The sequence below is a fragment of the Endozoicomonas sp. YOMI1 genome (assembly GCF_024606345.1).
Classification (GTDB): Bacteria; Pseudomonadota; Gammaproteobacteria; order Pseudomonadales; family Endozoicomonadaceae; genus Endozoicomonas.
Window position 1 is genome coordinate 1 of record NZ_JAHHPM010000245.1, and the last position, 14,253, is coordinate 14,253.

Below are 14,253 nucleotides of genomic sequence, written 5' to 3' on the forward strand. Positions count from 1 at the left end.
GCAGGTGAAAGACGATCCCAAGCTGACTGCCGTGATTCACTACCTGGAAGTGGAGAAATGGCTGAACCATGGGGTGATTATTTTCAGCCAGTATTACGATACCGCTCACTGGGTGGCAGAGTGTCTGGCGAAACGGTATCCGGAACAGGCCGTTGGCCTTTATGCCGGTGCTGACCGCAGCAAACTCTACCGGGAAGGTGAAGCCGTCAGTATTCGCCGGGAAACCCTGAAAGAAATGGTGGCGGACCATGAGATCAAGATTATGGTGGCGACCGATGCCGCCTGCGAAGGATTGAACCTGCAGACGCTGGGTACCCTGATCAATATCGACTTGCCCTGGAACCCCACCAAGCTGGAGCAGCGCATTGGCCGGATCAAACGGTTTGGCCAGGTGCGTGACCGGGTGGATATGCTGAACCTGGTTAATGAGCAGACGGTGGATGAGAAGGTCTATGAGCGCCTTTCGGAACGGATGCGTAACCGCTTTGACCTGTTTGGCTCACTGCCAGATACCATCAAGGATGAATGGATCGATGATATCGAGTCGCTGGGGGAAAAGATGGACCAATACATTCAGGACCATCGGCGGGCTACCGGCTTTGATCTGCGCTACAACGCCTCGATGCAGCCGACAGAACATGAGTGGCGGGATTGTTCGCAGGTGCTGTCGCAGCGGGATTTTGGTAGTTTGATGCGGGTGGGGTGGAGTAGTTAGACCTGCTTTCACTGATTATGGGTGACAGCTTCAATCTATAAATGAGCAATCATTATTATGGAAAAATATTCTGATAGGGCAAGGGAGTGGATTAGCCAGATTTACCGCCCGATTGATGCTGAACTCGCTGATAAGGTGATCGGGGAGTATACGTCTGTCAGTGAGCAGTGCTTGAAACTACTCAGTTGCTTTCCCGGAATCAGAAGCCTCGACGATGTGTTTTCAATATATGATGAAGAATATTACGGTGAGATGGATGAAACTGATCGATTCTATGAAATATGGGATCTCGGCTTTTACGATGTGAAAGAGAAATCCGTCACCCCGGAATGGTTCCTGCTTCCCTTTCCCATGCCTCATTTTGGTGTTGATATCTGCGCTTACTTCCCCAGCTTCCGGCGGGCTGTCGAGTACACTGCCCAAATGGCACTGCATCAACATATTAAAGGCGTTCTGGAATACGGCGATACGGCTTCTGACTGGAAATCAATATTTGAAAGACAGCTGGCGTGCGCCTGGGTAGCCGTTCGCTGGTATGAACTGGGTGGAGAGCTGCAACCAGCAGTGGCATCCGTCATGGATTGCTTTCCCAATCTTGAGATCTCCGGCCTTCAACGTCTTGACGACTTTGCTCTGAATACCCTTTTCGCTCCCAGTGGGAACCACTGCCTGCGAGACGAGTACCAGCAGTTTTTCCGCCAGGCTCCTGATGCTGACAGCCTGAAACGGTTCGAGTGCTGGGAGTGGATCAACCGACGTTTGCCTGAAGAGTTTTGATAAGCGGTAATATCAGAGCATAAGCCTGCTGACAGGTTTCTTTTTATTAAGGTGATTACGTGGCAATAAAACAAGGTATCTGGAAGATGGGCACCATTCCACAGAAGCTGACCACCGTACCCTTGGACAACGAAAGCCTGCTGGAAGAGCAGGTCTGTCAGGACATATCCATCCTGTTGAATGGAAGTATACCGTCCAGGGTGATCAGGCTTTCTGGGAAACTGGCTTGTTTGGCAACCAGAATACGGTTTGCGCCCCACGGACACCCAAGTGGCGACATACTATAGAGCGACTAAAGCTGGTGTGGGAAGTGGAGTAATCTTCAATGGGAAGGGACGCTACCGTTAATCCTCGGCAGCGTCTGAACATTCATGGAGGCCTTCATTCTGTGGCTTCTTGAAAAAGGGGACTTGAATTTTAGGCAGCTGCATCCGGCTGCAGGTACTGGTAAGGTATTCTCGCCAATATGGCCATACGTTAAACATGACATTTCTAATAGCGAACTCTTTAATGGCCTCTTCGCTGAGTCCTACGTCAGTCACTTCATATTCGGCAACAAATGTTGCTTCAATAAGAGCCTTTTGTTCAAGATCACCCTCAGATGGCAACATCAAACGAGTACCAAAATCAGCGTGAAAACGGATGACCCTGACTGTTTGGCCTTCATCATCTTCAAAGTCGATCTGTTCAGTCCTGGAAATTAAATGCTTTGACTGAATCTGTAAGTTTTCTGCTAACGGGTCATAGGCTGGAAAAAACTGGTCAGCTATCGAACAATGGGTGGCGAATAAAGAAACGCTATTGATTTGCAGACCGTTGATTGCCTGTTTAAGTGCTTCGTCATTCATCTCAGTGCCAGGATGCCTGTTGAGTTGAACCAATTGGATTTGACTGGCTATGAACCAGCTTCAAATTTGCACTACTACTCTTTTTCACAACAGTTTTGATTGGCATCATTCCAGTATAGAAATTACTGGTGGCAGCACAAAAACCTGAAGAGTAGCTTAGGATGTTGACTATGTGCTGATTCAGACTCACGCCTTCCTCCTCTGCGCCTTCCGTAAGGCTTCGATGAAGACTTTTTGCCAGTCGCAGTGTTACCCGGCCACTGAAGTCATCTGCGGGCTCATAAGGGGCAGGCATTGCCTTGCCTTTCTCAGCAAAAATCTCCGCCGTAGCTTCAATAGTGTCAATCGCCAGGGCATAGGCCTCATCGGAAGTATCAGCATACTCAGCAACATCTGGCAGCTCTTTAACTCGAGCCTCGAAAAACACCTCTCCATCGAAATTAGCCCGACGGACGGTAATATTATAACTGTGAGGATTCATACCCTGCCTCCGTTAAAGTACGTTCAAGCTATTGTTGTTTTAAGTATGCACGAATTGCTGATTCATGCTGCTTCAACGTCTTTTTGACCTTGTTGATATAAGGCCGTTTAATTTCCGGGTTCTTGCCATGGTCGCAGTTATAGGCTGCAGAATAGAATCCCGGAATATGATCATGGGTGAATACTTTGTGCCCACCCCTCTTTCCATCCTTGACTTCAAACCCCAAAGCGATAAGTAGCGTTGATAAGCTGCTACATCGCATTGAGGCTCCTGCCTGATCAAGTTCAGCTATTGCTTCATCAAATTTACTTTCGGCCATTATGACACCATATATAGTGTCAGATTCGAAATATAGCAAGAACGAGCCTGACAAATCTACCAACAAATCCAAAATCCTATCCATGCTACAAGGTGACATGGTTTTCCACCATAGAGATAACCTGTTGATAAGTTGTGCATAAAATATGCCGGTACTACAGGAATGGGCTCATAACTATGAATGTAAATTGAAGTGTACTTGCTGGACACGTTTCTGATGACTGGCAAGTGCTTGACCTGCCGTGTCTAACAAACTCGATATCGGTCAATTGGACAGGGTGTAAATCAGGGTCCAGTTTTTTCCTTTACTCAAACAAGATGTAAAAGGAAGCAGTAACGTGAAAGGCCAGAACGTCGGATACATCCGGGTTAGCAGCATTGACCAGAACACCAGCCGCCAGCTTGATGGTATTGAGCTGGATGCCACTTTTGAAGACCACTGTAGCGGCAAAGATACCAACCGGCCTCAATTAAAAGCCTGCTTACGACACTTACGAGCTGGTGACCGGTTGCATGTTCACTCTATAGATCGTCTTGCTCGCAGCCTGAAAGACCTTCAGTCGCTGGTTGAAGAACTTACCGAACAGGGCATCAGTATCCAGTTCCATAAAGAGAATCTGGTCTTTACCGGCGACAGCAACCCGATGCATAAGCTGATGTTTCAAATGATGGGCGCTTTTGCTGAGTTCGAGCGGAGCATGATCCGGGAGCGGCAGCGGGAAGGGATTGCAGCAGCCAGAAAGCAGGGCAAGCAGATCGGGGCAAAACCCAAGCTGACGGCTGATCAGGTAGAGGAACTGGCGAGGCGCGTGGCTGCCGGTGAGCCCAAAAAGGCGCTGGCTCAGGAGTTCTGTATTAGCAGGCAGACACTTTATAACTTGCTCGACCATACTTGAATAAATGGTGAGTAATTATTATGAAATAGTCTGGTCGACAAGGTATGTTAATCAAGAAATGTTGGCAGCAGTTTTTAGGCTCATTTCTCTGCCAATAGAGAGTGCTGGATAATAATTATAAGGTGATTCTATGGTTTATCGGGGGATGCTTCTCATTTCAATGCTGCTAATACCCATTGCTTCACAGGCTCAGATATACAAATGCATTAAAATGGTAATACCGTATTTTCGGATCAACCTGAAAAGCAAAGATGCCGATTAGCAGGGGGGCTTTACAGATAAAAAAGAGAACCCCATGGTCATGTATTCGTTACCAGCCCCAACCTCCCATACGTGCAACAGCAGGCCAAGCAGCCCGGCGGTGCTTCCTGAGGTATTTCCGGTAAGTCTTTTGGTGCATGCCCTTGGGCCGTTCAGGCGGATCGGTAGCCAACTCGGTTGCTGCACTGCCCAGCTTGTCCCTGATTGCACTGCAAGTACGTATGGCACGATCAAAATGCCCCAGCGTTTGAGCGTAATACATCGGCCCATACCAGCGCCGATGGGCAAAGCCATTCCTCCCCATTAACAGCTTGCCAGCACGAATTTCCAACATAGGGCAGTAGAAGTAGGGTCTGCGGGTTTTGCCTTTGAGCGTACTGACCCATTCAAAACCGATGACCTGCTCCCTGGTCTCAATTTTTCCGGCATCATTCCAAACCGGATACTCAACATGCAGGCACTGCTCCCAGCCCCAGAACCGGGTCTTGCATTTCATCCTGATGGCGAACGACTTGCCAAACCGGATAACTGTTTTTCTTCCAGGCTCCATTAATCCATTCCGGTAAAGCCAGCAAATGTCGAGGGTATAGTAATCCTCGACATTTTTTTCGCAACCAGCCTTTCTACCACTGTTGTAACCTCCCATAGTCACCTCCCTGTAGAACCTAAATCCCTATAAAAAACACCAATCAATGGTCATTTATCGTACAAAGAATCCCCGATTAACTGGATAATAACAGCGCCTGTTGATTCTCAATAAATGCTTCGTATTCGGAACCAAAGCGATCCAGCCACTGCTTCTGCAGATCAACCAGCTGTGCCTGTAATACCTGCTTTTTCTGCTCATCCTTGTTCAGCATTTCCTGCGTTGGTTGCATACCAAATGCGCTGGAAAAACGGGAAGAAGCTTTGCAGAAATGCAGATTGCCTTGACCTTCTGGATTTTGCCGGACAACCTGGCCGCCTCGTGGTTATAGCCTGCGGGAGCATAGAGGACGCTATCATTGATAACAGCTTCCTGAATTGCCCCGGCAACGGCTCTGGCCAGCAGGTCACCGAAAGACTTTTGTGTGCTGACCAGCTCAATAATTTGTGCCCGTTCAAAAAAACCAAGCCAGGTTATCGTATCGTTGTAGCTGTTTTTTGTCCGTACTTCAAATAGACCACTGTCTGAGCTCAGGATGTCCTCAAGCCGATCAGCCTCCTGCTCAGTCAGCGTGCCTGCTTCAACATCCTCCCAGAGGTTGTAGTATTGTGGATCCATCTTTTCAATATCCAGTATTGGCATATCGGTTAGCACAAACCCTGCATCTGTTATATTCGTATACAGCAAGCCGGTTTGCCTTTGGGCAAACAACTTCGCATCAGGAATCAATTCCTGATCCTTGCTGTAGTTTTTATGTGTGCCCTGTGCCCCCTTTTCCTGATGCACCTGCTGCCATCGGCCTGACAACCCGGGCGCGATACATGCCCGACTCTTGTCGTTCAGTCCGGCTCTGGTGATGACCCGTCGTACACTGGTGGCCGACTTAAAGTTCATCTTCCGGGCAATACTTTTATAGCCATAGCCCTGTTTATAGAGCCGGATAACTTCTTCATATTGCTGCTGGTTCATTGTGCCCCCCAAGCTCCCTTTTTTCGGGAAAAATGCTGACAGTGTTAATTTTTGAAAATACGCAGGCCAGGTACCAGTAAAAACCAGTAAAAAGCCTTTTGAACACCTTTCTACTGGTTTTTACTGGTAGGCAACCCTGTCATTTTCAATCTTCAGATTCTTCCAGGCAGGCAGGGTTTGTGTAATAGGTGACCGATGGACGACCATTGCCTTTAGACTCATCCCGAATCACGTAGCCATGCATTTCCAGTAGCTGCAGAGCCTGCTCCCTTTGTGACCTTTCCTGAAGTCCGATCCAACGCTTTTTTTCGATATCTGCCATTTTAAAAGCCCCTGGCAGCTTATTGAGCCTTTGCGCAAGAATTCGGGCACCAGCGGTAGGATCATCGGCTAACCCATACACTCGGCTCGCATGGGTCTCCAGCACTTCACACCAGCGAATAGCCATCTGCGCTGATTCCTTATCAACATACCCATCCGGCCCATGCTTGATAATATGGAAAATAAGCGCCAACGATGGCATCAGTGCAGGATACTTCCCCAGATGGCTTTCAAGATACTGGTTCAGGCTACCAGAGCGGATTCTGGACATTGTCTGACAGTACCACTGGTCAAAAATAGACTGCCCTTCTGAATCAAAACGGAGTGACGGACGTTCAGTTTCTTCAGACTGATACTCAATCTCATCCAGTCGCTGGAAGACTGCATAAGCCTTTTCCTGAAGGGCTTTATTCGGTGCACGATCAATATGATGGAACGGGTTACTATCGGGATAGACCAGCAACTGAAATCGCTCCACAAGACCATCGTCGCCCGCCCCATCACGCTGGCTCATTAACAATGGCAGCAAACGCCCTGGCTGGATACCCCCGAGAATGGACACCGTGTTGGATGGAATATACACATCCTCCCGAGTGATCCGGTTATAACTGAAGGTACCATCACCATTGAAGGCTTCGAGCCAGAACGCCCGGTCCTGCTGTCGGTCGTCCCGGTTAAGCCCTGCGATCCAACCCGATAACTCATCCCGGAGCTGGAGCAGTCCCCAGGGGTTCTCAGACAGCAAAACGCCCAGCTTTTCGATGGTGGCATCATTAACAATGTAACGGCGGGTAGCGGGCTTCTCCGGGTCAGAACTGTCATCCATAAGGAGCGCCTCTGCTTCAGCATGCTTCCCCTGATTCACCAGTTTGGATGCACGCTTCTCGGCATCCTTATTGGCCATCTGAGTAATTTTGTCTTGTATCTGGTACCGCTTCAGATCATCTTCATATTGGTCACGGGCATTACTTTCCAGTCTGCACAATGGCTTGGTCACGGCCTTGATCGCCGGACTTTTCTTTTCGCTGGGTCGGCCAACACAGCAACCCCAAAGATTAGGCACAACACTCCAATCATCATACTGTTTGGGACGGATGCTCACCTTACGGCCGATAAGGCTACTCGCAACGGTAATCGCAGCCACAACGACATATTCAAAGGGCGCGTTATCCATTCGTTCAGCAATATCCACCAGCCATCCAGAGAGCTCAGCAGGGATCATATCCGGGGTGACCGGTTTAACCGGTAACAGTCGGGTGTCCAGTGGTTTTAGTTCTGGCCAGTCGATAATGGGTTTGGTGCCATTTGTCGCATTATCATCTCCGGGCTGGAGCAGAGTCACTTTTTGGGTATCACTGAGCGCCATAGGCGTACCCTCCGTTGGCAATATAAAAATCAGAGAAATCAGTTCCTTTGGAATCAGAATCGATAGCCGGTGGCAGCATGACTGCCGCTCCGGCCGCTTCAGCAGCCTTCAGGGCATCATTGAGCCCCAGGTTAGTGAGTAGGTGGGTATCGTTATCTGCAGCTATAAACAACCGGCTGTCAGGGTTCTGTTCTTTGGCAATGAGGCTCACAGCCGTCAGGTTGCCTTTACCCATGGCGGCGTACACCCGAATGGACTGCTGCTCCATCAAAAACAGACTGGCACCCGTGGCCCAGCCTTCGCAGATATAGACAGTCCAGGAAGGACTGCCGAACCGATGGTAAACCCCCTCACGCTGGCCACATTTAAGGCCAAACTTTTCACCTTTGCTGGTAATGTGCTCGATATTGACCAGGTTATGACCATGGGTATATAGCGGTACCAGTAATCGGCTACCTCGCTGCTTCAGATTGAATGGTGGAAACTGTTTGCGCTTTAGGTACGGGTGTTCAGGGTTGGCAGGAAGCGCCATCTTTAAAATGCCTGCAGCCTTCTGTGCAGCCAGAGCTTGCTGCCGGTGCTTCTCGACAGCAGCCTCCTTTGCCGCCTGTTCCCGCTTAAGCTGCCTTGCTTCAAGGCTTTCAATTAACCGTTCCTGTTCACGTAAAAAATCTGCCTGGCAGCGATAGGTCTGACGTTCTACTCCCAGGTAACGCCCAACCAGCTCAACAGCCTCGACAAAACCACAACCCAGTACTTTCATGATCAAACTAAATCCGTCACCTGCACCGCATTGACGACAGATGTAATTACCATCATCAACGCTCATAAAGGAGTAGCGGTCATGCCCTCCACAGCACGGGCAGGGCATATTATTTTTACGGGGGTTTACTTCATCATCTGTAAGACCACTGGTCTCTTGCAGAATCAAATCCCATTTACCGAAGGCCAACTCTTTAACTTTCTCGGTATAAAGTTGGAAGCGCATAATCATGCTCGATTGATGAGATTCATCTCAGGGGGAAATTGATTCACCAGCAGAGTGACAAGCTTCACTGGAAGTGGTGGAGCCTTCCGCCGCAGGCGATACTGATTGATCAAGTCAACCGCTCGCCACGCTTCAGTACGATCCTGCAGCCAGTAGCGTTTAAATAGGGATCGAGTACCATCCTGACTGGTATAAGGTTCATTACGACGGTCGATTGCAACGCCCATCTTGCCCAGTGCAGAGACATCGCTGTTCAAACTGCTACTCCAGAACTGCCCGGGGAAATGCTGCATTTGATAGCCGTGGAATGGGGTTGCAACTTCAAGCTTGGTCAACCCGTTCATGCCCGCATCCAGTAATGCGATAAGTACCTGCTCTATCTTTGAAGCTTTTTTCATCAAGAAAAGTCCTTCTTTAATTCGGGGCGTGTACTGCTGTGCCCCCTGTGTCCAGTATGGGTAATGATTAAATGCGCTCAGCTTCCCAGGCTTCCAAATCCTCCAATTTCCAGCGGATACAGCGAGGACCAAAACGAATGGGTTTAGGAAAGTGACCAGCTTCCATCCACCGGTACAGAGTTGAGCTACCGATACCGTAACGATTCATCACGCCTAAACGACTCACGTAAAATGGTGGTTTCTTATCCATGGGCATTCACTATCTCCTGTGCAGTATTAATTTCCAGACTTACACAGGTAAAAAAACACAGCCAAAATGGTGCTTCAATCCACTTGATATAGGGTGGTATAGAGCATGCATAATAGGTGGTGTGGTCGAGAAACCCAGTGGTGGTCAGGGTTTCTATAGCGGGTGGTATAGACAGGAAAAAAATTTCTTTTCCTACGAAACTCTTATGACAAAAAGTTTCTATTTCACAAGGTAGGGAGATTACCCGTTGGGAGTTTTTTTAATCTCTTTACTATCGAACATAATTACTTCACGAGCACTTTGTCGGTCTTGACCATTTATTCACCAGTTTTAGATGTAAGGTATTCCTTAAAACTTGGCATAATGATACCAGCACCTCTTTTTTCTCCAGCTGGGGATTCTATAGGATGTATAAGCATAGCAATCCTTTCGCTTTCGTTTGAGCCCGGAGCAATGTTGTGTTGATCTTTGAGATATTTGACGATTACCTGCTTCGTAACCCTCCCGCTTGAGCCATTTCGACAGAGATACAGCTGGGCTTCCAACTGAATTCTCTGCTCATTTGAAAAATACTCTGGTGCGATTCTAATCATTTCAGGAAGAGACTCTAAGGAATCATACTGTTGATGATGACCACTATTTTCAGTCCCATTTGCTCTTAAAAATACTGAATTAATACCTTGTAAACATACCCATTGGATCAGTGACTCGGTAGTCACTGTGGTAAGCCCAGTAGCTATCAAATTCCCCTTATGAAGCCCTTCTCTGATGTTCTTAGATGGTTTTTTACAGAAAAGCTGCCTGACACCATCTACATCAAACAATTCGGCAGTATCCGACTTCACCAAGGATTCAGGGGACACTGATAGCAAATCAAACTTCCCACAATCATCAAATGACACTGGCTGATCTGAAATAGCAATGTTGTTAAGCGTGTTTTTTGAACATCGAACAATAGCGAAAAGGTTAACAATATCAAGCCTGCTATCCGGCTGTAATAGCTCTTCTGTTAACAGGTCAAAGAATGTCTTGGCTTTGTTCAGGTTTGTCCTACAGGTCTGATCTGTAACTTTCAAGCGAAAAGGCCCATAACAGGATTCAAGACTAACTAGACAATCCTTGGGTTCAATCCCGGACATAATCTTTGCAGCTTCAGTAAGAGAAAGGGCTGGGCAGTGAAGATAATAAGACAGGTCTACTTCCATACATCCTCTGTTTTCTTTTTGTTATTTTCGTCAAGGCTGCTGAATCAAAATCAGCGTGAAGAAATAGCTTACTAGCAGAGCATGCAGGTAGAAAGAACTTGCATCAAATGAGAAACGGGGACTAGAACGGGGACTAAACCTTCAGATAGCAAAAAGCCCGAAGTGCTTACTAACGCTTCGGGCTTTGCTGTATATGGTGCCGGCACCAAGAGTCGAACTCGGGACCCACTGATTACAAGTGGTCGTCTTGGGTATTCCGTACCATTCAAAACAATCCCCTTACTCACGCTGAAAGCCTTTAGATACAGGGCTTTACTGAAATTGTCTATTCTAAATAATCCCGTATAATACTTTTACAGTCTGAAAGTTAGCAGGCGCATTAGCAGGCGCAGATTTTCTAAGGAGCTAACCAGCACACAAAACAGGTAAGGCGTATGGCAGCTAAGAAAACATTTAACTTGGATAACTTTGAATACCGACTCAGGGAGAGCGTTGGAGGCCGTGGAGAGGGAACGCTGTTATTTGAGAAGCGACCAAGCGGCAGTATTGAGGCTTACTACCTGTATAAGCTGGCAGGCAAAGAAACCAAGATCAAGATAGGCCAATACAAGAAAACCAGAACAGGCCACGGCTATACACTGGCAGAGTGTAGAGAACGAGCAAGAGAGCTTGCCCGGTTACGCCGTGATTGTGGGGGCGACCTGAAAAGCTATCTTGAATCCCAAGAAGCAGAACGCGAACAACAGCAGATCGAGGAGCAGCAACGGCAGGAAATGGAAGCCCGGAAAGGTTCTTTTGCTGAATTGATTGAATCCTATGTGAAGGATCAGGAGCAACAGGGCCGCGAGACTGCCCACCAGACCCGATTAGGGTTAGAGAGAAACGTGATAAAGGCATATCCCAAGATAGCCGCCAAGAAAGCCAGAGACGTTACACCAGACGACATAGTAACCATTCTGGCAGCAATCCATAACCGAGGATCAGAAACCGAATCTGTGCGCGTGAGAGCACTTCTACACGCCTGCTTTAGTTTTGGCATCAAAGGAGATTACGACCCAACACGGACAACCGAGAAGCGGTTTTATATCCAGTACAACCCCGTAGCCGCAACCAAGCGCAACAACAGCGCAATGAAGGCAGGCCAAAGGGTATTAAGCCACGATGAAATAAACCAGTTATGGCGCAACGTAGGCGACACGCGCAGGGTAGGCTTTGTTATGGCCTGCTTTCTCCGGTTTATGCTGGCGACTGGTGGGCAACGACCCAAGCAGCTACTACAGGCCACTTGGGATGATTACGACTTTGTACGGAACTGCGTCACCCTTATAGACAAGAAAGGGAAGGCAGGCACTACCAAGATTCATGTAGTCCCATTAAGCCAGAGAGCATTAAGTATCCTGGAGGAAGTTAAGGCCGTATCAGCCGGTTATCCGTGGCCTTTTTGTTCTGGTGCCACAGGGCGCAAAGCAAGCAACAAAGGGCAGCTACTCCCGATCACTATAGACTCAGTGAAGAAAGCATTTATTCGATACAACGAGTGGTTGAGCGAGCAGGCCGCAGCAGAAGGCAAGCCAGAGCATAAGAACTTTACAGCCCGAGACATACGACGAACCGTTAAGAATATTTTGATCGATGCAGGAGTAAACCGGGAGCAACGCAACCTGCTTCAATCACACGGACAAACAGGCGTTGACGTTAAGCACTATGACCGACACGAACACTTGCCAGAGAAGCGCGAGAGTATCAGGCGATACGATGCCTTGCTTGGGAAGATCATTAACGGTGAAGAAACAAAGCTGGTGGATCTGGAAGAGTACCGGCAGCGACACAGCAACCAGTAACACAGGGCGATAAGCCGCCAAGGTTAAGCCGGTCTAGGGTCGCTCCCGAAAAAGCAGGTTCCCGCCTGCCCTGACTGGCTCATTATTCGGGGATCGTTTAGGGAGCGATCAGGAATGAGCGAAGATCTAAGCCACTGGCTGTTTAAAGAAAGATATACAATTGATGAGGTTGCTCTATTGATTGCAGGTATTGACCCTGTCTACGTAGATCACAAGGTTAGTAACGCCCTCAAAGAAAGAGTTCAGGGAGCGAGCAGGGCATCTGTATATTTAGACTTATTGGGAAAAGAGACTGAAGATGGCGGCCCAATACCGAGAGAACATGCTTTTGCTAGACCCGATGTTAAAGATCCAAGCCCCTTGGAGATTTCTTCTTATTGGAGTTACTGGTGGATATCTAAAGCAAGCGCTTTAGACTTTGCCCTTAGATATAAGTTGCCATTCCCAAACGGATGTATTGAACATCTAAACCCTCAATCCAAAATAAGTACTCCTATCGAGCATCTGCTTACACCTCAGCACGAATTCTATTCTGATGACCTGGCTGTTGCTATTGAGGCATGGAAAGAACTTGCTCAGAAAGGTTTGGGGGAAGATAAGACATTCATGGATGCGGCAAAGCGGGTTATTAAACGCTTGCGACCAACAATAAGCAAAACAAACCTTTTGCGCATTGCTCGAGTGCTTAACTGTAAACCCGGCACAACCCAAGAACGAACACCGTATCAGACACTTGAGAAAGCGTGACACCCTAAAAAAAATTCAATTTTTTCCCTGCCCGATAAGCCCTTGTATATCAAGGGCTGCATTTCCTGTGATACCTGTGACACCCCTTATCTGCCACCTGTGACACGTCTTTTTAGTTATTACTAGCGTGCCTAATCTAACACCTGACCACTTCAACAGGACTATACAGGTATCAGTTATGACCCACAGCACCACCCCCACTAAATACCTTTCACGCGCCCAGGTAATGAGCCGCTACGCAATCGGCAATACAACGCTGTATAGCTGGATCAATGACGAAGAACTGAAGTTTCCAAAAGGCCGACAGCTTGGAAAACGCTGTGTACGCTGGCTTGAGTCAGAGCTTGAGCAGTGGGAGGCAAAGCGAGAAATGGCAGCAGCTTAATAAAACGATCAAGGAGGAAAGCAAAGGGCAATCAGCCACCACTGAAAGCCCGGACAATCACCAAAAGGGAACCCCACCATTATGAACGACCAACAGAGCATCGCCAACTTTGTTTACGCATTGCTGGAAGCAGGCGCAAAAGGATTAAGGCAGATTGAGATAGCCAGCCCCTTCCAAGGTTATAAGTTTCAACACATGCCCGGCATGTTTTGGACAAGCTGTCTGAACACTTATGTATCCAACCTGAACAAACACGGCATTACGTTAGCGCGATGCCCGGACCCGTACATCAACGAGTCAGGCAAGAAGGCCAACTACAAACGCTATTGGCTAAGGGATCGGCAGTCAGCAAAAGCCGCGCTGATCTTATTGAACCACTGGCGACACAGAAAGCACCTGGAGCCAATCGCACCCGACCTTGCTCAAATGCTGGTGGATCAGTTTCCAGAGGCAGAGCCAACACCAAAGGCCGGTTAGCAGCCTCAACACTGAGGGGAGCCATCCCCAATCTATCCAAAACGGATTTATTACCAGCGAACCGGGACTACCCGCAATAAATTCAAAACGTGACTTGTCACGCTTAGGAGATTGCCAGGGAACCGGAGCTATCCACCAAAACACACAAACCAGCACACACAAAACACAACAGCACCCAGGGTATTTAAGACCATGAAAACCGTATCAATGATTGTCCAAGTGACACCGGAAAAAAAAGCCCTTCACCTTTGCCAGGAGTACGCAGAGATTCAGGCCGAGTTATCAGAATTGAAAGCCGAGTTTCCACCGCGTAGCGAATGCGAGCAGATCACAGAAGACAACCGGCAGACTTGCCGGGATCTGA

General features: G+C 48.1%; 19 protein-coding genes. 8 read left to right on the plus strand and 11 right to left on the minus strand.

Annotated elements, in window-relative coordinates; genetic code table 11:
• The 3 genes from KDK15_RS08460 to KDK15_RS08470 all read left to right on the plus strand — a co-directional run.
• The coding region (locus KDK15_RS08460; RefSeq protein WP_257294920.1) for a C-terminal helicase domain-containing protein at positions 1-715 on the plus strand (715 nt) is incomplete at its 5' end.
• 57 nt (positions 716-772) lie between these two features.
• Positions 773-1,492 carry a hypothetical protein gene (locus KDK15_RS08465; protein WP_257294921.1) on the plus strand — a complete coding sequence of 240 codons (720 nt, stop codon included), beginning with the start codon at positions 773-775 and terminating at the stop codon, positions 1,490-1,492.
• 59 nt (positions 1,493-1,551) lie between these two features.
• Positions 1,552-1,779 carry a hypothetical protein gene (locus KDK15_RS08470; RefSeq protein WP_257294922.1) on the plus strand — a complete coding sequence of 76 codons (228 nt, stop codon included), beginning with the start codon at positions 1,552-1,554 and terminating at the stop codon, positions 1,777-1,779.
• 57 nt (positions 1,780-1,836) lie between these two features.
• Here the strand turns inward: KDK15_RS08470 and KDK15_RS08475 are convergent, their stop codons facing one another.
• Genes KDK15_RS08475 through KDK15_RS08485 form a run of 3 tightly spaced genes read right to left on the minus strand, consistent with a single transcriptional unit; the run spans position 1,837 to position 3,140 of the window.
• Positions 1,837-2,340, minus strand: a complete 504-nt coding sequence (locus tag KDK15_RS08475) for a hypothetical protein (RefSeq protein ID WP_257294923.1) — start codon at positions 2,338-2,340, stop codon at positions 1,837-1,839.
• A 1-nt stretch (position 2,341) separates the two neighbouring features.
• Positions 2,342-2,821 carry a type II toxin-antitoxin system HicB family antitoxin gene (locus KDK15_RS08480; RefSeq protein WP_257294924.1) on the minus strand — a complete coding sequence of 160 codons (480 nt, stop codon included), beginning with the start codon at positions 2,819-2,821 and terminating at the stop codon, positions 2,342-2,344.
• A 28-nt stretch (positions 2,822-2,849) separates the two neighbouring features.
• Positions 2,850-3,140: a hypothetical protein gene (locus KDK15_RS08485; RefSeq protein WP_257294925.1), complete on the minus strand. Its 291-nt coding sequence runs from the start codon at positions 3,138-3,140 to the stop codon at positions 2,850-2,852.
• Between the two features lie 337 nt (positions 3,141-3,477).
• On the opposite strand from KDK15_RS08485, the gene KDK15_RS08490 reads away from it, so the two are divergent.
• Positions 3,478-4,035, plus strand: a complete 558-nt coding sequence (locus KDK15_RS08490) for a recombinase family protein (protein WP_257294926.1) — start codon at positions 3,478-3,480, stop codon at positions 4,033-4,035.
• 310 nt (positions 4,036-4,345) lie between these two features.
• Here KDK15_RS08490 and KDK15_RS08495 read toward each other — a convergent pair whose 3' ends face one another.
• The 8 genes from KDK15_RS08495 to KDK15_RS08530 all read right to left on the minus strand — a co-directional run bounded on the left by KDK15_RS08495 (position 4,346) and on the right by KDK15_RS08530 (position 10,439).
• Complete coding sequence (locus KDK15_RS08495; RefSeq protein ID WP_257294927.1) at positions 4,346-4,942, minus strand: hypothetical protein; 597 nt, start codon at positions 4,940-4,942, stop codon at positions 4,346-4,348.
• 76 nt (positions 4,943-5,018) lie between these two features.
• Positions 5,019-5,174, minus strand: a complete 156-nt coding sequence (locus KDK15_RS08500; protein WP_257294928.1) for a hypothetical protein — start codon at positions 5,172-5,174, stop codon at positions 5,019-5,021.
• Complete coding sequence (locus KDK15_RS08505; protein ID WP_257294929.1) at positions 5,150-5,911, minus strand: helix-turn-helix domain-containing protein; 762 nt, start codon at positions 5,909-5,911, stop codon at positions 5,150-5,152. The genes KDK15_RS08500 and KDK15_RS08505 overlap by 25 nt, the downstream gene beginning before the upstream one ends.
• A gap of 145 nt (positions 5,912-6,056) precedes the next feature.
• Positions 6,057-7,598, minus strand: coding sequence for a YfjI family protein (locus KDK15_RS08510; RefSeq protein ID WP_257294930.1), 1,542 nt, complete (start codon positions 7,596-7,598; stop codon positions 6,057-6,059).
• Positions 7,585-8,592, minus strand: a complete 1,008-nt coding sequence (locus tag KDK15_RS08515; RefSeq protein WP_257294931.1) for a toprim domain-containing protein — start codon at positions 8,590-8,592, stop codon at positions 7,585-7,587. Before KDK15_RS08515 ends, KDK15_RS08510 begins: the two co-directional genes overlap by 14 nt.
• Positions 8,589-8,984, minus strand: coding sequence for a hypothetical protein (locus KDK15_RS08520; protein WP_257294932.1), 396 nt, complete (start codon positions 8,982-8,984; stop codon positions 8,589-8,591). The genes KDK15_RS08515 and KDK15_RS08520 overlap by 4 nt, the downstream gene beginning before the upstream one ends.
• A 67-nt stretch (positions 8,985-9,051) precedes the next feature.
• Positions 9,052-9,240: an AlpA family transcriptional regulator gene (locus KDK15_RS08525; RefSeq protein ID WP_257294933.1), complete on the minus strand. Its 189-nt coding sequence runs from the start codon at positions 9,238-9,240 to the stop codon at positions 9,052-9,054.
• Positions 9,241-9,551: 311 nt separating this feature from the next.
• Positions 9,552-10,439 carry a hypothetical protein gene (locus KDK15_RS08530; RefSeq protein ID WP_257294934.1) on the minus strand — a complete coding sequence of 296 codons (888 nt, stop codon included), beginning with the start codon at positions 10,437-10,439 and terminating at the stop codon, positions 9,552-9,554.
• A 434-nt stretch (positions 10,440-10,873) separates the two neighbouring features.
• Between KDK15_RS08530 and KDK15_RS08535 the strand changes: the two genes are divergently transcribed.
• The 4 genes from KDK15_RS08535 (at position 10,874) to KDK15_RS08550 (ending at position 13,889) form a co-directional block, all read left to right on the plus strand.
• A complete protein-coding gene (locus KDK15_RS08535; protein ID WP_257294935.1) occupies positions 10,874-12,280 on the plus strand; it encodes a tyrosine-type recombinase/integrase in 1,407 nt (468 codons plus the stop codon).
• A gap of 114 nt (positions 12,281-12,394) precedes the next feature.
• Positions 12,395-13,027, plus strand: coding sequence for a hypothetical protein (locus KDK15_RS08540; RefSeq protein ID WP_257294936.1), 633 nt, complete (start codon positions 12,395-12,397; stop codon positions 13,025-13,027).
• Between the two features lie 178 nt (positions 13,028-13,205).
• Positions 13,206-13,412, plus strand: coding sequence for an AlpA family transcriptional regulator (locus KDK15_RS08545; RefSeq protein ID WP_257294937.1), 207 nt, complete (start codon positions 13,206-13,208; stop codon positions 13,410-13,412).
• Positions 13,413-13,493: 81 nt separating this feature from the next.
• Positions 13,494-13,889, plus strand: coding sequence for a hypothetical protein (locus KDK15_RS08550; RefSeq protein WP_257294938.1), 396 nt, complete (start codon positions 13,494-13,496; stop codon positions 13,887-13,889).
• Positions 13,890-14,253 lie beyond the last annotated feature (364 nt).